The sequence below is a fragment of the Streptomyces sp. Ru73 genome (assembly GCF_002920575.1).
GTDB lineage: Bacteria > Actinomycetota > Actinomycetes > Streptomycetales > Streptomycetaceae > Streptomyces.
On record NZ_PQSQ01000131.1, the window covers coordinates 1 to 17,358 of the forward strand.

Sequence of the window (17,358 nt, forward strand, 5' to 3'; positions counted from 1 at the left end):
CGCCTGCTCGCTCCTGCGCAGTGAAGGGACACGCAGCTCCATGACGACGCTCGCCCGCTCCGCCGACACCCTCACCCGAGACGCGCTGGCCGTCCTTCAGCCCGGCTTCACCGGCACCGACGCGCCGGACTGGCTGCTGCGCCGGCTCGGCGAGGGCCTCGCCTCCGTCGGCCTGTTCGGCCGCAACGTGCACACCCCCGAACAGCTCGCCGCCCTCAGCGCCCGGCTCCGCGCCGAGACCGACGGGCTGCTCATCGCCATCGACGAGGAGGGCGGCGACGTCACCCGCCTCGAAGTGCGCGGCGGCTCCTCCTTCCCCGGCAACCTCGCGCTCGGTGCCGTCGACGACCCCGGCCTCACCCGCGCCGTCGCCCGCGCGCTCGGCCGCCGCCTCGCCGAGTGCGGCGTCAACCTCAACTGGGCCCCCAGCGCCGACGTCAACTCCAACCCCGGCAACCCCGTCATCGGCGTACGGTCCTTCGGCTCCGACCCGCACCTCGTCGCCCGGCACACCGCCGCCTACATCCAGGGGCTGCAGGCGGCCGGCGTCGCCGCGTGCACCAAGCACTTCCCCGGCCACGGCGACACGGCCGTCGACTCCCACCACGACCTGCCGCGCATCGACGCCGCCCTCGACACCCTGCACGCCCGTGAACTCGTGCCCTTCAAGGCCGCCGTCGCCGCCGGCACCAAGGCCGTGATGAGCGCCCACATCCTCGTCCCGGCACTGGACGACGACCTGCCCGCCACCCTCAGCCCGGCCGCCCTGCACGGGCTGCTGCGCGCGCCCGTCGCGGCCGGCGGCCTCGGCTTCGACGGCCTGATCGTCACCGACGCCGTCGAGATGCAGGCCATCGCCGCCACCTACGGCATCGAACGCGGCAGCGTCCTCGCCATCGCCGCGGGCGCCGACGCCATCTGCGTCGGCGGCGGCCTGGCCGACGAGCGCACGGTCCTCCGCCTCCGCGACGCCCTCGTCCGCGCCGTCCGCTCCGGCGCACTCGCCGAGGAACGCCTCGCCGACGCGGCCGCCCGGGTCCGCGCCCTGGCCCGGTGGACGCGGGAGACGGCACGGACCCGGGACACCGCGCCGGCGGAAGCGGCCGACCCCGAGGTCGGGCTGCGGGCCGCGCGCCGCGCGCTGCGGCTGACGGAGGGTGGCGCACCGTACGAGCCGTTGCGTACCCCGGCGTACGTCGCGGCCTTCACGCCGGTCGCCAATATCGCCGTGGGCGACGAGACCCCCTGGGGCGTGGCGGCCGAACTCGCCCGGCTGCTCCCGGGCACCGAGACCGGCACCTTCGGCGCGGCACAGGCCGCCGAGACCGGTACGCCCGCGATGATCTCGAAGGTGCTCGGGGAGGCGGGGGACCGCAGGATCGTCGCGGTGGTACGCGACGCTCACCGGCACCCCTGGATGGCCGAAGCGCTCGCCGCTCTCATCGCCGCCCGGCCCGGCACCGTCGTGGTCGAGATGGGAGTCCCGCAGGCGCCGCCCACCGGAGCGCTGCACATCGCGACTCACGGGGCCGCCCGCGTCTGCGGACGGGCCGCCGCTGAGGTCATCACCGGCGGCTGAGGCCGCGGCGAACGCACAGGTGCCGAGCCCCCTCCGGGACTCGGCACCTGTGCGTTCCGTACGTAAAGCCTTACAGCCCCTGCCACTCCGGCTTGGCCGCGTACGTCGCGCGGAAGTAGTCCGCGAGCTTGAGCTTCGAGGCCGCCGCCTCGTCGACGACCACCGTCGCGTGCGGGTGCAGCTGCAGCGCTGAGGCCGGCACCACCGCGGCCACCGGTCCCTCCACGGCCTGGGCCACCGCGTCCGCCTTGCCCTCGCCCGTGGCCAGCAGTACCAGGTGACGGGCCTCCAGAATGGTCCCGATGCCCTGGGTGATGACGTGGTGCGGTACCTCGTCGAGACTGTCGAAGAACCGGGCGTTGTCCTCCCGGGTCCGCTGCGTCAGCGTCTTGATCCGCGTACGGGAGGCGAGCGAGGAGCACGGCTCGTTGAAGCCGATGTGCCCGTCGGTGCCGATGCCCAGCAGCTGGAGGTCCACGCCGCCGGCCTCGGCCAGCGCGCGGTCGTAGGCGTCACAGGCCGCCTGGAGGTCCTCGGCGGTGCCGTCCGGGCCCATGAAGGAGTCCGCGCTCAGGCCGAGCGGCGCGACGACCTCGCGCAGCACCACGGAACGGTAGGACTCGGGGTGGCCGGCGGGCAGCCCCACGTACTCGTCGAGCTGGCAGATCCGGGCCTGCGAGGCGTCCACGGCCCCCGCCGCGACCTTGCGCGCGAGCGCTTCGTAGACGGGCAGCGGGGTCGAGCCGGTGGCCACGCCGAGCAGCGCGTCGGGCTTGCGCCTCAGCAGGACGGCCATGGCCTCGGCGATCAGCTCGCCGCCTTCCTTGGCATCCGGGACGATGACAACTTCCACGCTGGGCCTGCCGTTCTGGAGTGGGGGCAAGTGGTATAGACCACTCTAGCAGCGGCGTCGCGGCCACGTGATGCCCTTGGCCACAGCCGCGCACGCCACCGCATCTCCATGCTCGGCGCTCTCCGTCCGACGGGCTACCGCAGCCCTTCGTGCCCCGGCTCACCTGCGCAAACACCGACGGCCCCCGCTCCTCGGGGAGCGGGGGCCGTCCGTATGTCCGGCTGAATGTCCGTCTGCGCATGCGCGCGATGTGCGCCTGGTGTCCGTCCGCCCGGCGTGCGCCTGTGCACGCGCCCGGAAACACCCGCGGGCCGCGGCGCCGGGACAGGACCCTCAACCTGTCCGGCACCGCAGCCCGGAGCTGACATCGGCCGGGGCACGCCGTGAGGTGTGCGGTTCCTCGCGGCGCCCGGTCCGGCCGATCTGAGGCCGCGGCGCAGTCAGGGCAGAGAGCGCCTCGGTCCTCTATCCGCCTTCCTGTGCGGGGAAGGCGGAGGCCTTTACTCGTTCATTGTGGACTAGACCATGGTGATCAGTCCATGCCCGTGCACGGTGAACGCTCACACCGTACGCCGGTAGGCTCGCTTTCGTGCCCTCCATGAACGATCTCGTCCGCCAGCACACCGCTCTGAGCGACTCCGACCTCGAGTGGCTCCACACGCTGGTCTCCGAATGGCAGCTGCTGTCCGACCTGTCCTTCGCCGACCTGGTCCTGTGGGTGCCCACCCTGGACGGCACCCGGTACGTGTCCGTCGCGCAGATGCGCCCGAACACCGGGCCCACCTCGTACCAGGACGACATGGTCGGCCACCTGGTGCCGCGCGGCCGCCGCCCCATGCTCGACTCCGCGCTGGACGAGGGCCGCATCGTGCGCGAGGGCGACCCCGAGTGGCGCGAGGAGGTGCCCGTGCGGGTGGAGTCCATCCCCGTGCGCCGCGAGGGCCGGGTGCTGGGCGTCATCGCGCGGAACACCAACCTGCTGACCGTGCGGACGCCCAGCCGGCTGGAGCTGACCTACCTGCAGAGCGCGTCGGACCTGGCGCAGATGATCGCTGCAGGATCGTTTCCGTTCCCCGGCCAGCAGGTCGACATGGACGCCTCGCCGCGCGCCGGCGACGGGCTCATCCGGCTCGACGCGGACGGCGTCGTCCAGTACGCCAGTCCGAACGCGCTCTCCGCCTACCACCGTCTCGGGCTCGCTGCCGACCTCGTGGGCCACCACCTCGGCCGGGCCACCGCCGAACTCGCACCGGCCCGCGGCCCCGTCGACGAGGCACTGGTGAAGCTGGCGAGCGGCTGGGCACCGCGCGAATTCGAGGTGGAGGGCGACGACGGCGTCATTCAACTGCGCGCCATCCCGCTCAAACCGAAGGGCACGCACATCGGTTCCCTCGTACTGCTGCGCGACGTCACCGAATTGCGTCGCCGGGAACGCGAATTGATCACGAAGGACGCGACCATCCGGGAAATCCACCACCGGGTGAAGAACAACCTGCAGACGGTAGCGGCGCTGCTGCGGCTGCAGGCCCGCCGGATGGATTCGGCACAGGGCCGGGAGGCGCTCAACGAGGCGGTGCGCAGGGTCGGTTCGATCGCCATCGTCCATGAGACGCTCTCCCAGAACCTGGACGAAAGGGTGGAGTTCGACGAGATCGCCGACCGGGTGCTCGCCATGGTCGCGGAGATCTCGCCGGGCAAGGTGACCGGACGGCGCAGCGGCCGCTTCGGCATCCTGGACGCCGAGGTCGCCACCCCGCTGTCCATGGTGCTCACCGAGGTCCTGCAGAACGCCCTGGAGCACGCCTTCGCGCCGGGGGAGCTGGGCACGGTCGAGGTGAACGCGGTACGCGGCGGCAGCAGCACCGAGCCGCGGCTGCGGGTCACCGTCCAGGACGACGGCCGCGGGCTGCCCGAGGGGTTCGACCCGCAGCGCGCCGGCAACCTCGGACTGCAGATCGTCCGGACGCTGGTCGAGGGCGAGATGAGCGGCACGTTCGACATGCGGCCCGCACCCGAGCGCGGCACCCAGGTGGTGCTGGACATCCCGGTACGGGCCGAGAAGCACTGAGAGCAGCGCGTACCGGGTGGTGCGCGCACGCCGTACGCGCCTCCGCACGCCCCCGGCGTGCGTCGGCCGTACGGGGGCGGCCCCGGCTTCGGTTCCTCCGGACCCGGCCTCGCTGTCGGCCCGGCTTCGGTACCGGCCCCGATGCCGGCTGCGGACAGCAGTAAGCCCCGGACCGGGATACGGTCCGGGGCTCAAAGCTCACGTTGCTTAGCGCATCGGGGGTACTGCGCGCTGCGGCTCGGATGCCACGGGGCGTCTGGTTCAGGCGCTGGCGTTGCGCGCCCGGTTACGAGCCGCACGGCGCTTCATCGCGCGGCGCTCGTCCTCGCTCAGACCACCCCAGACGCCGGAGTCCTGGCCGGACTCGAGCGCCCACTGCAGGCACTGCTCCATGACGGGGCAGCGGCGGCAGACGGCCTTGGCTTCCTCGATCTGCAGCAGCGCAGGACCGGTGTTGCCGATGGGGAAGAAGAGCTCGGGGTCTTCCTCGCGGCAAACGGCGCGGTGACGCCAGTCCATGGCTGCTCCATCTCCTCGTACTTCGGGAAAGTTGCTTGTGAATGTGAACGCTTTCACGAATCCCTCCGCAAGGGAAGGGCCGACGCCCGCATGGGCTGGTGCGGTCCTGGAAAAGAGGAGGGGATTCGGGCTCTCAAGGGGGCCGGTAGGTCGGCCGTCCCGATCGCCATGAAGAGACTCGCAAACCTCGGCGACGGATACAACCCCTTCCGGAAACTTTTTTTGATTCCTTGGTGTCGCCTGCGTCACAGCCGTACTTCTAGGGGGTGGAAGTCAGCCTAAACGTTCGACTGAAAGGACTTTAGGCCCTACTGCTCACACAATCACACGCAGTGCACGGCGTACGCCTGTGAACGTCACGCTGGAACGCAGTCCCAGGTGGTCGCCGTCCATCTGAAAGGGCAGTGGGACCTGTGAATGCAAGGTGAAGTGAGTCTGATCATGAAGCGATACGGCGTGCTTTCCCTGTGGCCCGCGATCGGGGGTTGACGCCAGCAGTTGCGTGGCGTACCGGGCGACCGCAGGGGTGGACAGCCGGGTCAGCGCGAACACGTCCAGGGCGGTGTCGAAGGACGCCTTCGGGGACGGGTACACGGGACGGTTGCCCAGGTAGGTCCAGGGCGCCGTGTTGCAGATTATGGACAGGACGAGATCTTCGATCACCTCCGTCGTGCCTGGTTCGGCGCCCGGGTGCTCCAGCGTGATGGTGCCGTGCCGCCGGTGCGGGTCGCCCATGAACTGGCGCATGACCTGCCGCACGTACAGCGCGTGCGTGGAACGCTTGCCGCGTTCCCGCTGCTGTTCGACTCGGCCCACGACACCGGCGTCGAAGCCGAACCCCGCGCAGAAGGTGAACCAGCGCTCGGGAATCATTTCGTCCTGGGTGTCCGCCGTGCCGGCGGCCAAACCCAGTCCGACCGTCCTTTCGCTGCCGTCCCGCAGCGCGTCCAGGAGCGCGCCGGTGGCCTCCACGGCGTCGTTGGGCAGGCCGAGGGCGCGCGCGAAGACGTTGGTGGAGCCGCCGGGGACCACGGCCAGGCGCGGCAGCCCCTCCGGATCGGGGCCGTGCGTCAGCAGACCGTTGACCACCTCGTTGACCGTGCCGTCGCCGCCGAGCGCGACCACCAGCTCCGTCTCGCCGCTCTCCGCGGCCCGGCGGGCCAGGTCGCGCGCGTGACCGCGGTACTCGGTCTGCGCGACCTCCAGCTTCAGGTCGCTGGCCAGCGCGTGGGCCAGTACGTCACGGGTGCGCGCACTGGTGGTGGTTGCCGCGGGGTTGACCACAAGAAGTGCACGCATGGGATGCAGGGTACCTACCTGCTGGTACGAGGGCCCAGCCCTGCCCGTCGGGCGGACCGGGCCCCGGCGCTACCCTTCAGGGGTGAGCAGCAGCAAGCAGAACCGGACCGCAGCCGCCCCGACGCCCGCCCCCGGACCGGCCGGGCCGCGGCCGCGCCGGCTGACCGCGGCGGCGGTGCTCACGGGCCTGGAAGGGCTCGCGCTGGCGGCGCTGGGCGTCTACATGCTGGTCGACGGGCTCACCGGCGCCCCGGACAGCCCGCAGCAGGCCGAGATGGGCGGCATCACCCTCATCGTGCTGGCGCTGCTGCCGCTGCTGGCGGCGCGCGGGCTGTGGCTGCGGCGGCGCTGGAGCCGCGGGCCCTCGCTGATCACCCAGATCGTGGCGCTGCCGGTGGCCTGGACGCTGATCAACGCGGGCGGCGCGCTGCTCGCGGGCGGCGTGGTCCTGGGCGTCGTGGCCCTGCTCGTACTCGGCCTCCTGATCAACCCGACGGCCACCGAGGCCCTGGGCATCGGCCCGCGCGAGGACGCGTAGCGGCACGGCTGGGCGGCCGTACGGCGGCGCTCGGCCCCGCGAGGGGCGGGCAGCGGCGCGCGGGCGCGCCGGAGAGCCGCACGCCGGTCTTCACACGGGAGCGGCCGGGGGCCGCACTCGGGCCCTCACGCGGGAGCGCCAGGGGCCGCACTACGGCCCTCACGCGGGCGGCTGACCACCCTCACGCCGGTCTTCACGCGGGCGGCAGAGGTGCCGTCGCGCCGGTCCTCGCGCGGGCGCGCGGGCTGGACGTACGTACGGGGGTACCTGCGGGGCGTACGTACGAGCGGCCGATGCGCGTACGGCAAAGGCGCGGGCCGCGCCGGGACCGAGGGGCCCGTGAGCCCCGTGGTCATCGGTGCGGCCCGCGCCTCGTGCGCGTGCCGTGGCCGGGAACGCGTGGTCCGGCGGTCTCCCGCCCCGCCGGGCGCCGGCTACTCCTCGACCAGCAGCTTGTCGCGGAGCTGGGCCAGGGTGCGGGCCAGCAGCCGGGAGACGTGCATCTGCGAGATGCCGACCTCCTGGGCGATCTGCGACTGGGTCATGTTGCCGAAGAAGCGCAGCAGCAGGATCTTCTTCTCGCGCGGCGGCAGGTCCTCCAGCAGCGGCTTGAGGGATTCGCGGTACTCCACGCCCTCCAGCGCCTCGTCCTCCGCGCCCAGTGTGTCGGCGACCGCGGGAGACTCGTCGTCGGTGTCGGGGACGTCCAGCGAGAGGGTGCTGTAGGCGTTGGCCGACTCCAGCCCCTCCAGCACCTCCTCCTCGGAGATGTGCAGGTGCTCGGCCAGCTCGTGGACCGTGGGGGCACGGCCGTGCCGCTGGGAGAGCTCCGCGGTCGCCGTGGTCAGCGACAGCCGCAGCTCCTGCAGCCGGCGCGGCACCCGGACGGCCCAGCCCTTGTCGCGGAAGTGCCGCTTGATCTCGCCGACCACGGTCGGGGTGGCGTACGTGGAGAACTCCACGCCGCGCTCCGGATCGAACCGGTCCACCGACTTGATCAGGCCGATCGTGGCGACCTGGGTGAGGTCGTCCAGCGGCTCGCCGCGGTTGCGGAAGCGCCGGGCGAGGTGCTCCACCAGGGGCAGGTGCATCCGGACCAGGGTGTTGCGCAGCTCCGCGCGCTCGTCGGAGCCCTCCGGGAGCTTGCGCAGCTCGTAGAACATCGCGCGGGCACCACTGCGGTCGTGCGAATCGTGCGCATCATGCGGGTGATGCTGCGGATCCTGCTGCTGCCGCTGCTGCTCGCTGTGGTCCATGTGGTCCGCCCGCTCTGCCTGCTCCGCCGCGTTCAACCGGCCGCTGAGGTCGTCCGTGCCCATCGGGTGTGGCCGGGCCTGCTGCTCGGGGATGGCCAGTCTCGGCTCCATCCGCGCGCCGCGCTCCAGATCCTTCACAGGGCCCCCTCTTCGGTCATGACGGTCCGGGACCGGCGCCGCGCTCCTTGTACAGACTGATGCTGACCGTCTGGTCCTCGGCGACGGAGGAGTCGACCTTGCCGGCCAGTGCGGAGAGCACCGTCCAGGCGAAGGTGTCACGCTCGGGAGCGCGTCCGTCGGTGGTGGGGGCCGATACGGTCACCTGCAGCGCGTCGTCGATCAGCCGGAAGACGCAGCTCAGCACACTGCCGGGGACGGCTTGCTGCAGGAGGATCGCGCACGCCTCGTCGACGGCGATGCGCAGATCCTCGATTTCGTCGAGGGTGAAGTCCAAGCGGGCTGCCAAACCGGCCGTGGCCGTACGCAGCACCGAAAGGTAGGCACCCGCAGCGGGCAGCCGGACTTCCACGAAGTCCTGATTCCCGGGCTCGCCTGCGATCTGGGACACCCTCACCTCCAAGGTGACACAAGCTGATTGAGCTGATATTCATGCCGGACCGGATCCTCCCGGCGGAAGGAACGGCCACCCGGCACAGCGCATGCGCTGTGTGACGCTATCGCGATCTGCGGTGCAATGTCGCCCGGGTCCGACATGGCTGCCGACCGGGTACGACGGGGTGGGACTCGCGGTTTCCCGCAAACCCACGAGTGTCACTCATTGTAAGCCTACGGGTACGGACAGTGGCTAGGGGTCTGCACTGTCAAATCGGCGCCGGTTACGCTGCGTTGGCATCTGCAGTTGCCGCGAGCGCGTGCAGTGCCTCTCCAGTGAGCCGGAAGACGGTCCATTCGTCCATGGGCTGAGCACCGATCGACTTGTATATACCGATGGACGGTTCATTCCAATCCAGGACTGACCATTCAAAACGTCCGTAGCCGCGGCTGACGCATATCTGCGCCAGAGCGGCCAGCAGCGCCTTGCCGTGTCCGGCGCCGCGGTGCTCGGGGCGGACGTACAGGTCCTCCAGGTAGATACCGTGCGTGCCCGTCCAGGTGGAGAAGTTCCGGAACCACAGGGCAAAGCCCGCCGGCACGCCGGACTCCTCGGCGATCAGTCCGAAGACGGCCGGATGCTCGCCGAACAGGGCGTCGCGCAGCTGCTCCTGCGTGGCCTTCGCGGAGTCGAGGGCGCGCTCGTACTCCGCGAGCTCGCGGATCATGGCGTGGATGGCGGGGACGTCGGCGGGCGTGGCGTTGCGGATCATGCCGTGAAGGCTAGCGGGCCCCACTGACAGCCGGCCGGGGCGAAGGCCATCGGTGACCGGGCCGGACGTCCCGTTCTCCCACCGGCCGGCCGCGGTTCAGACCAGCGACTTGTCGACGAAGCACCAGCGCCACTCCTCGCCCGCCTCGTACGAGCGCATCACCGGGTGCCCGGTCGCCTCGAAGTGCGCCGTGGCGTGCCGGTACGGCGAGGAGTCGCAGCACCCGACGTGGCCGCAGATCAGGCAGAGCCGCAGCTGCACCGGGTGGCTGCCGACGGCGAGGCACTCGGGGCAGGTGTCGTTCAGCGCGGCCGGTTCGGGGCGCGGCAGTTCGAGAACGTGCGGACACTCGCTCATGATTGCCAGGTTAGCCGGAACGCGGGGACGGGACGTGCCATGGACGTGATGCCACTGCTGTTGCTGGTCGCCGGGAGCGCGGCGGTCGCGGGGCTGGCACGGCGCACCCCGGTGCCCGCGCCCCTGCTGCTCGTCGCGGCGGGGCTCGGCGCCGGATTCCTGCCCGGCGTCCCCGACTACCCGCTCGACCCGCACATCGTGCTGCCCCTGCTGCTGCCGCCCCTGCTCCACACGGCGGCGCTGGAGAGCTCCTACCTGGACCTGCGGGCCAATCTGCGTCCGGTGGCGCTGCTGTCGATCGGCTACGTGCTCTTCGCGACGGTCGTCGTCGGGTACGCCGCGTACCTCGTCATCCCGGACCTGCCGCTGACCGCCGCCCTCGTGCTGGGCGCGGTGGTCGCGCCCCCGGACGCGGTGGCGGCCACCGCCATCGCCCGCCGGCTGCGGCTGCCCGGCCGGATCACGACCATCCTGCAGGGCGAGTCGCTGGTCAACGACGCCACCGCCATCACCGCTTACAAGGTGGCGCTGGCCGCGGCCGTCGGCGAGGGCGCGACCTGGGCCGGCGGCCTGAAGGAGTTCCTGATCGCGGCGGTCGGCGGCGCCGGGATCGGGGTGGTCCTCATGGGGCCGCTGCACTGGCTGCGCTGCAAGCTGCGGGACTCGGCGGTACTGGAGAACACCCTGTCGCTGCTCATCCCCTTCGTGGCGTACGCGGTGGCCGAGCAGGTCGGGGCCTCCGGGGTGCTCGCGGTCGTGGTGGTCGGGCTGTACCTCGGGCACCGCTCGTGGCAGGTGGGCTTCGAGACGCGGCTCCAGGAGGCCGCGGTGTGGACGATGGTGTCCTTCCTGCTGGAGTCCGCGGTCTTCGCGCTCATCGGGCTGCAGCTGCCGGTCGTCCTGCGCGGGCTGGGGGAGTTCAGCACCCTGCAGGCGCTCGCGTACGCCGCGGTGGTCTTCGGGGTGGTGGTGCTCGCGCGCTTCGTGTGGGTGTTCCCCGCGACCTATCTGCCGCGGTGGCTGTCGGCACGCATCAGGGAGCGCGAGCCCGGGGTGACCAGGGCGGCGCCGATCATCGTGGGGTGGGCCGGGATGCGCGGCGTGGTGTCGCTGGCGATCGCCTTCTCCATCCCCGTCGCGATGCACAGCGGGGAGCCGTTCCCGGCGCGCAACCTGGTGCTGTTCCTGACCTTCACCACCGTGATCGGCACCCTCGTCGTCCAGGGCCTCACCCTGCCGCCGCTGATCCGCGCCCTGAAGCTGCCCCGCCCCGACCCGCAGGCCGAGACGCTGGCGGAGGCGCAGGCGCAGAACGACGCGTCGGACGCGGCGGAGCAGCGGCTGCGCGAGCTCCTGGAGGACTCGCGGAACGCGCTGCCGGGGCCCTTGGAGGACCGGCTGCGCACCGTCCTGGAGCGGCGCCGCAACGCCGTGTGGGAGCGGCTGGGACCGCCGAACGCGGAGACGGGGGAGTCGGTGGAGGCCACGTACCTGCGGCTGGCGCGGGAGATGATCGGGGCGGAGCGCGAGGTCTTCGTGAAACTGCGGGACGCGCGGCGCATCGACGACGAGATGCTGCGCACCCTGCTGCGCCGGCTGGACCTGGAGGAAGCGGCGGCGTACCGGGAGACGGTGAGCCCGGCGGAATAACGGGGACAGCGCGGGGCGCGCCTCAGGAGGCCGGTGCTTGCTGCGCCTCAGGAGGGGCACTGCCCGCCGCGCTTCGGGGGAGCGGTGCGCCCGGCACCTCAGGGAGCAGTGCCCGCCGCGCCTCGGAGAGCGGCGTCCGCCGCGCTTCAAGGGGCGCCCGTGATGACCGCGGCCACCGTGGTGCCCGGTGCGAAGGCGCCCTCCTCGGTACGCGTCACCAGGCCCAGCAGCAGCTTCGCCACGTATATCCGCTCCAGCGGCAGGCCGTGCCGCGCCTCGAAGTCCGCGGCGAACGCCTCCAGCGCCGGCGTGGTGCGGGCGTACCCGCCGCAGTGGAACCCGGGGTCCAGCCGCCAGTCGCCGCGCCGCCCCCCGAAGGCCGCCTCCTGGAGCCGCAGCACGTCCGTCGCCAGGAAGTGGTCAGGGCCGGGCCCGCCCTTCAGTACGGGGAAGCCGAGCGCCCGCTGGCCCGGCCCGAGGCCGGCGGCCAGCCCCGCGAGGGTGCCGCCGGTGCCGCAGGCCACCGCCACCACGTCGGCGGCCCCGGCGAGCTCGCGGCCCAGGGCGGCGCAGCCGCGCGCTGCGAGGGCGTTGCTGCCGCCCTCCGGGACCAGGCGGTACGTGCCCCAGCGCGCGCGGAGCGCGTCGAGCACCTCGGGGTCGTCCTTGCGGCGGTAGCGGGCGCGGTCCAGGAAGTGCAGCCGCATGCCGTCCGCGGCGCAGCGGGCCAGGGACGGGTTCAGCGGCCGGTCCGCCAGCTCCTCGCCCCGTACGACACCTATCGTGGCCAGGCCCAGCAGCCGGCCCGCCGCGGCCGTGGCGCGCAGGTGGTTGGAGTACGCGCCGCCGAACGTGAGGAGCGTGCGGTCCCCGGCCTCCGCCGCGGCGCGCAGGTTCGGCTCCAGCTTCCGCCACTTGTTGCCCGGCAGGTCGGGGTGGATCAGGTCGTCCCGCTTGAGCAGCAGGCGTACGCCGCGGCGCGCGAACCGGTCGTCCTCGATCTCCTGGACCGGGGAGGGCAGGCGCGGCCGCAGCGTCATCGGGTCGGGGACGGTGCCGGTCACGCCCCCATTGTCCGTACGGCGCCCGCCGCCGATCGAATCGGCGTACGAGCCACCGCCGTGCCGGGCCCCGGTCGCCCGGCGGAGGCCGCGGCGCGCGGCCCTTCATCCGGGGATCAGCTCAGGTCGTCCGGGGATCAGCTCAGGCGCTTGCCGATGCGCTCCCGCATGGCGTCCATCGTGAAGCCGCGCGGATCGACCTTGCCCGGCTGCCACTCCAGGTGGCCGAGGACCGAGCGCTCGTTCCAGCCGTGCACCCGGCAGACGGCGGCCGCCGCCTTCTCGATGGCCTCCAGCTGCGCGTCCGGCCACGGGTCCTCGCCGTCGCCGAGGTTCTCGCACTCGAAGCCGTAGAAGACGCGGTTGCCGTCGGTGTCGGCCTCGTTGTCCGGCGGCAGCCGCTTCTCGGCGATCACCGCCTGCAGCACGTCACCGTCGCCGAGCCCCGCGTGGTTGGCGCGGCCGTACCCGACCAGGTGCACCGTGCCGTCCTTGGTGATCACACCGTGGCACAGCGGGCCCGGCAGCTCCGGATGGCCGTCGTAGCAGACCTGCACGGTCTCCTCCGCGCCCGAGGTCACGGTGTGGTGGATCATCACGCCGTGGACCCCGCCCCAGGGGCCCTTGTGGTTGCGGTTGTGGGTGCGCCAGTTGCCGACCTCGACGACGCGCAGCCCTTCGTCCCGCAGCGCTTCGAGGAATCTGTCCGCCGACATGGGTGGGGACATGCATGGCCTCCGTTCCCGGTGCACGGCGGCCGCCCACCGCGAACCGCCTCGTAAATCGCTTGTACTGGAACGGAGGCTTCGGGGTCAGCAGTTCACGGTCAACGCGAGGAGAACCGGCCGCTTACGGGGCATACGCTGGACATATGTCCACGCGCGCCGCGTTTCGCGCGCGGGCGCCCAGGGAACTCCGCCGCACCTCGCGCGCCGGGCGCCCGCCGCGTCGCACGGCGCGCGCCCGGGGCCGTCAGCCGCGCAGGAAGCCGTCGCCGTGCGTGGCGATGTGTGCTTCCAGCGCCTGCAGGGCCGCGGCCGTGGACTCCGGGGAGCCGCTGCCGCGCCGCTCGGCGTAGTACGCGGCGCCCAGCCGCTTCAGCAGGTCGGAACCCGCGCGCTGCTGCTGCACCTCGTCGACCTTCTGCTTGCCCTGAGCCAGGCCGCGCTGCGCCTGCTCCTTGGCACGGTCCAGGAATCCCGCCATCGTGCTGCCTCCCGCGTCGGTCCTTCGGTCGTGCAGACACCGGCGCCCGCTGTGCCCGGACCGGTGCGTGCCGTACCCGGTCAACGGCCCGGACGCCGCAGCGGTTCCCGTGCCAGGCTGGAGACATGTACCGGGAACGGCCCTCCCCGCTGCCCGGCGCCGCCGTGTGGACCAAGTCCCCCGAACCGGCGCCGCGCCCCGTGCTGCCCGACGGCTGCACGGACCTGATCTGGTACGACGGCGAGCTGCTGGTCGCGGGCCCGGACACCCGCGCCCATCTCCCGCGGCCGCCCGGGCGCACCCCGGAGGCGCCCGTCGTCGGGCTGCGCTTCGCGCCCGGCCAGGGCCCCGCCGTCTTCGGGGTGCCCGCACACGTACTGCGCGACCTGCGCGTCCCCCTCGACGAGCTGTGGCCCGCCGATGAGGTGCGGCGGCTGGCCGGCCGGCTGGCCGCGGCCGGGGCGCCCGGCCGCGTCCTGGAGGCGGCGGCCGCCGGGCGGCTGCGCACGGGGGCCGCGCCCGACCCGGCCGGCGCCCTGATCGCCGGCGCAGCGGCGCGCGGTACGCCGGTGCGCGAGCTGGCCGAGGCGGTGGGCGTGGGCGAGCGCCAGCTGCACCGCCGCTGCCTGGCCGCCTTCGGTTACGGCCCCAAGACGCTCGGCCGGGTGCTGCGCCTGGTGCGCGCCCTGGAGCTGGCCCGCGCCGGCCTGCCGTACGCCGAGGTCGCCGCGGTGGCCGGGTACGCGGACCAGGCCCACCTGGCGCGCGAGGTGAAGGCGCTGGCGGGTGCTCCGCTGGGGGCGGTGCTCGCGCCGGGATAGCGTGTGCACCATGGACTACCAGGCCGTTCTCGAGGAGGTAGCGGCCCACGCGCGGCCGCTGGTGCGCCAGGGGAAGGTCGCCGACTACATCCCCGCGCTGGAGCAGGTCTCACCGGACCGCTTCGGTATCGCGCTCGCCGACATCCACGGGGACGTGTACGGCGTGGGGGACTGGGAGGTCCCGTTCTCCGTGCAGTCCATCTCCAAGTCCTTCTCCCTCGCGCTCGTCCTGGCGCACGGGGACCAGTCCCTCTGGGAGCGCGTGGGGCGCGAGCCCTCGGGCACGCCCTTCAACTCCCTCGTGCAGCTGGAGCGGGAGCAGGGCATCCCGCGCAACCCGTTCCTCAACTCCGGCGCGCTGGTCGTCACCGACCGGCTGCAGACCCTGACCGGCGACGCCAGCACCGCGATGCTGGACTTCCTGCGCGAGGAGAGCGGCAATCCGGAGCTGGCCTTCGACCGGGCCGTCGCCGGCTCCGAGGCCGAGCACGGCGACCGGAACACCGCGCTGGCCTACTTCATGGCGAGCTTCGGCAACCTGGAGAACCCGGTGCCGAGCGTCATCGAGCACTACTTCTGGCAGTGCTCGATCGAGATGAGCTGCCGGGACCTGGCCACGGCCGGCGGCTTCCTCGCCCGCCACGGACTGCGCGCCGACGGGACCCGGCTGCTGGCGGCGCGCGACGCCAAGCGGATCAACGCGGTGATGCTGACCTGCGGCACGTACGACGCGGCCGGCGAGTTCGCGTACCGGGTGGGGCTGCCCGCCAAGAGCGGCGTGGGCGGCGGCATCGTGGCGGTCGTCCCCGGACGCTGCACGCTGTGCGTGTGGAGCCCGGGGCTGGACGCGCGCGGCAACTCGGTCGCGGGCGCGGCGGCGCTGGACCACTTCACGACGCTCACCGGGTGGTCGGTGTTCTGACCGCCCGGCCGGGCCGTGCGCCCGGCCTCCCGGGGCGGCCCGGCGGCTCCTCGGCGTCCGTTCAGGGCAGTGGCGCGAAGAGGTCGACGCCGTGGCCGTCCGGGTCCCGGACGACCGCGTACCGCTGTCCCCAGACGGCGTCCCAGGGCTTCTTCTCGCCCCGGTACCCGGCGCCGGTCAGCTCCGCGTAGAGCGCGTCGACCGCCGCCGGGTCCGCGCACTCGAAGGCGAGGTGCGGGGTGGCTCCGGGGGACGGCGTCCAGTCGGGGTCGAGGGAGCGCAGCGTCTCGTGGGTGTCCCACATCAGCCGCAGCCCGCCGGGCAGCGGTGCCTCGGCGTGCGGGGCGGTGTCGGCCTCCGCCGGGAGGTCCAGGCCGAGGCGCCGGTAGAAGGCGAGCGAGGCCGCCATGTCTGCCGCGGCCAGGCCGATCGCGGCGAACCGCGCGGCGGGGCGGGCCGGCCCGTCGGTGATGTCGGAGATGTTCTCAGTCATGGCCCGAGCGTACGAAGGCCCGGCGACGGCCGTCTTGAACGAATCGGACGTCCTCCGGCCCCCTCCGAGGCCCGGCGCCCGCGGCCGTACGGGTACGGACGCCCCGCAGCCCTGCGGGTACCGGCGTCCCGCCGCCCCTTACGGGCAGCGGACGATCTGGCCCGCGTAGGAGAGGTTGCCGCCGAAACCGAAGAGGAGGACCGGGGCACCGGTCGGGATCTCGTGCCGTTCGACCAGCTTCGAGAAGGCCAGCGGCACCGAGGCCGCCGAGGTGTTGCCGGACTCCACGACATCGCGGGCGATCACCGCGTTGACCGCCCCGATGCGCTCGGCGACCGGCTCGATGATCCGCAGGTTGGCCTGGTGCAGCACCACGCCGGCCAGCTCCTCGGGCCGTACGCCGGAACGCTCGCACACCTGCCGCGCGACGGCCGGCAGCTGGGTGGTCGCCCAGCGGTAGACCGCCTGGCCCTCCTGGGAGAAGCGGGCGGGCTCGCCCTCGATGCGCACCGCGTCGCCCATCTCGGGCACCGAGCCCCACAGCACCGGGCCGATCTCCGGCTCGGCGGCGGCCGTCACGACCGCAGCGCCCGCGCCATCGCCCACCAGTACGCACGTCGAGCGGTCCGTCCAGTCCACGACGTCGGTGAACTTCTCCGCGCCGATCACCAGGGCGCTGCGTGCCGAGCCGGCCCGGATGGCGTGGTCGGCGGTGGCCAGCGCGTGGGTGAAGCCCGCGCACACCACGTTGACGTCCATCGCGGCGGGCGCCGGGAGGCCGAGCCGGGCGGCCACCCGGGCCGCCGTGTTCGGCGAGCGGTCCGTGGCCGTGCAGGTGGCGACGAGCACCAGGTCGATGTCGGCCGGGCCCAGGCCGCTCGCCGCGAGCGCCTTCGCCGCGGCCGCCGCCGCCATCGCGTCCACGGTCTCGTCGGGCGCCGCGATGTGGCGCGTGCGGATGCCGACCCGGCTGGTGATCCAGGCGTCGTCGGTGTCGACGAGCTCGGCCAGGTCGTCGTTGGTGAGCACCTTGGCGGGCTGGTAGTGGCCCAGCGCCAGGACGCGCGACCCGGTCATCTCTCCCCCTGTGGGCGAACGGAAGCGGAATGTCGACCTCACCAGTGTTGGCGGTGCGGCCGCCCCGCGGGGTGCGTGTCCCTACAGTCTTCGGCGCGCGGTTCTGGAGACTTCCGACCGTCACCGGCGATTCCGCTGTGAGCGAGTTCCGGTGCGCCCGTACGGCCGTACGGGCAGAGTCGCGGCATGAGACTGCTGATGCTGGGTGGCACGGAGTTCGTGGGGCGGGCCGTGACCGAGGCGGCCCTGGCGACGGGATGGCAGGTCACGGTGTTCCACCGGGCCGGCACGCGGCGACCGGAGGGCGCGGCGGTGCTGCACGGCGACCGCACCG

The 17,358-nt window shown here is 72.9% G+C and carries 18 protein-coding genes and 1 pseudogene; 7 read left to right on the plus strand and 12 right to left on the minus strand.

What is annotated here, in order from left to right; all coding sequences use genetic code 11:
* Positions 1-40 precede the first annotated feature (40 nt).
* Entirely contained in the window at positions 41-1,579 is a 1,539-nt protein-coding gene (locus C3486_RS33550; RefSeq protein ID WP_103836642.1) for a glycoside hydrolase family 3 protein, read from the plus strand.
* 70 nt (positions 1,580-1,649) lie between these two features.
* Here the strand turns inward: C3486_RS33550 and nagB are convergent, their stop codons facing one another.
* Entirely contained in the window at positions 1,650-2,432 is a 783-nt protein-coding gene (gene nagB, locus C3486_RS33555) for a glucosamine-6-phosphate deaminase (RefSeq protein WP_103836643.1), read from the minus strand.
* A 598-nt stretch (positions 2,433-3,030) separates the two neighbouring features.
* Between nagB and C3486_RS33560 the strand changes: the two genes are divergently transcribed.
* Positions 3,031-4,500, plus strand: coding sequence for a sensor histidine kinase (locus C3486_RS33560; RefSeq protein ID WP_103836644.1), 1,470 nt, complete (start codon positions 3,031-3,033; stop codon positions 4,498-4,500).
* Between the two features lie 261 nt (positions 4,501-4,761).
* Here the strand turns inward: C3486_RS33560 and C3486_RS33565 are convergent, their stop codons facing one another.
* Positions 4,762-5,019, minus strand: coding sequence for a WhiB family transcriptional regulator (locus C3486_RS33565; protein ID WP_003983230.1), 258 nt, complete (start codon positions 5,017-5,019; stop codon positions 4,762-4,764).
* Between the two features lie 315 nt (positions 5,020-5,334).
* Positions 5,335-6,318, minus strand: coding sequence for a diacylglycerol kinase family protein (locus C3486_RS33570; RefSeq protein WP_103836645.1), 984 nt, complete (start codon positions 6,316-6,318; stop codon positions 5,335-5,337).
* A gap of 82 nt (positions 6,319-6,400) precedes the next feature.
* On the opposite strand from C3486_RS33570, the gene C3486_RS33575 reads away from it, so the two are divergent.
* Positions 6,401-6,856: a hypothetical protein gene (locus C3486_RS33575; protein WP_103836646.1), complete on the plus strand. Its 456-nt coding sequence runs from the start codon at positions 6,401-6,403 to the stop codon at positions 6,854-6,856.
* Between the two features lie 434 nt (positions 6,857-7,290).
* Here the strand turns inward: C3486_RS33575 and C3486_RS33580 are convergent, their stop codons facing one another.
* The 4 genes from C3486_RS33580 to C3486_RS33595 all read right to left on the minus strand — a co-directional run bounded on the left by C3486_RS33580 (position 7,291) and on the right by C3486_RS33595 (position 9,794).
* Positions 7,291-8,223 (minus strand): RNA polymerase sigma factor SigF, encoded by a 933-nt coding sequence (locus tag C3486_RS33580; protein WP_103836656.1) that lies wholly within the window; start codon positions 8,221-8,223, stop codon positions 7,291-7,293.
* Positions 8,224-8,266: 43 nt separating this feature from the next.
* Positions 8,267-8,680, minus strand: a complete 414-nt coding sequence (locus tag C3486_RS33585) for an anti-sigma regulatory factor (protein WP_103836647.1) — start codon at positions 8,678-8,680, stop codon at positions 8,267-8,269.
* A 268-nt stretch (positions 8,681-8,948) separates the two neighbouring features.
* Positions 8,949-9,437, minus strand: a complete 489-nt coding sequence (locus C3486_RS33590; protein WP_103836648.1) for a GNAT family N-acetyltransferase — start codon at positions 9,435-9,437, stop codon at positions 8,949-8,951.
* Between the two features lie 96 nt (positions 9,438-9,533).
* Positions 9,534-9,794 (minus strand): UBP-type zinc finger domain-containing protein, encoded by a 261-nt coding sequence (locus C3486_RS33595; protein ID WP_103836649.1) that lies wholly within the window; start codon positions 9,792-9,794, stop codon positions 9,534-9,536.
* A gap of 39 nt (positions 9,795-9,833) precedes the next feature.
* Between C3486_RS33595 and C3486_RS33600 the strand changes: the two genes are divergently transcribed.
* Positions 9,834-11,444, plus strand: coding sequence for a Na+/H+ antiporter (locus C3486_RS33600; protein WP_103836650.1), 1,611 nt, complete (start codon positions 9,834-9,836; stop codon positions 11,442-11,444).
* 146 nt (positions 11,445-11,590) lie between these two features.
* On the opposite strand, the gene C3486_RS33605 is transcribed toward C3486_RS33600, so the two are convergent.
* From C3486_RS33605 to C3486_RS33615, 3 genes are all read right to left on the minus strand, one after another.
* Positions 11,591-12,484 carry a 1-aminocyclopropane-1-carboxylate deaminase/D-cysteine desulfhydrase gene (locus C3486_RS33605; protein ID WP_103836657.1) on the minus strand — a complete coding sequence of 298 codons (894 nt, stop codon included), beginning with the start codon at positions 12,482-12,484 and terminating at the stop codon, positions 11,591-11,593.
* Positions 12,485-12,642: 158 nt separating this feature from the next.
* Positions 12,643-13,233, minus strand: coding sequence for an N-acetylmuramoyl-L-alanine amidase (locus C3486_RS33610; protein WP_103836651.1), 591 nt, complete (start codon positions 13,231-13,233; stop codon positions 12,643-12,645).
* 244 nt (positions 13,234-13,477) lie between these two features.
* On the minus strand, positions 13,478-13,711 hold the full coding sequence (locus C3486_RS33615; RefSeq protein ID WP_103836652.1) for a hypothetical protein: 234 nt from the start codon (positions 13,709-13,711) through the stop codon (positions 13,478-13,480).
* 125 nt (positions 13,712-13,836) lie between these two features.
* On the opposite strand from C3486_RS33615, the gene C3486_RS33620 reads away from it, so the two are divergent.
* Positions 13,837-14,532 carry a helix-turn-helix domain-containing protein gene (locus tag C3486_RS33620; protein ID WP_103836653.1) on the plus strand — a complete coding sequence of 232 codons (696 nt, stop codon included), beginning with the start codon at positions 13,837-13,839 and terminating at the stop codon, positions 14,530-14,532.
* 10 nt (positions 14,533-14,542) lie between these two features.
* Complete coding sequence (locus tag C3486_RS33625; protein ID WP_103836658.1) at positions 14,543-15,454, plus strand: glutaminase; 912 nt, start codon at positions 14,543-14,545, stop codon at positions 15,452-15,454.
* A 61-nt stretch (positions 15,455-15,515) separates the two neighbouring features.
* On the opposite strand, the gene C3486_RS33630 is transcribed toward C3486_RS33625, so the two are convergent.
* Together C3486_RS33630 and C3486_RS33635 are read right to left on the minus strand one after the other, a co-directional pair.
* A complete protein-coding gene (locus C3486_RS33630; RefSeq protein WP_103836654.1) occupies positions 15,516-15,947 on the minus strand; it encodes a VOC family protein in 432 nt (143 codons plus the stop codon).
* A gap of 138 nt (positions 15,948-16,085) precedes the next feature.
* Complete coding sequence (locus C3486_RS33635) at positions 16,086-17,024, minus strand: beta-ketoacyl-ACP synthase III (RefSeq protein ID WP_103836655.1); 939 nt, start codon at positions 17,022-17,024, stop codon at positions 16,086-16,088.
* A 186-nt stretch (positions 17,025-17,210) separates the two neighbouring features.
* Between C3486_RS33635 and C3486_RS38395 the strand changes: the two are divergent.
* Positions 17,211-17,358 (plus strand): annotated as a pseudogene (locus C3486_RS38395) (reductase); the annotation flags it as partial.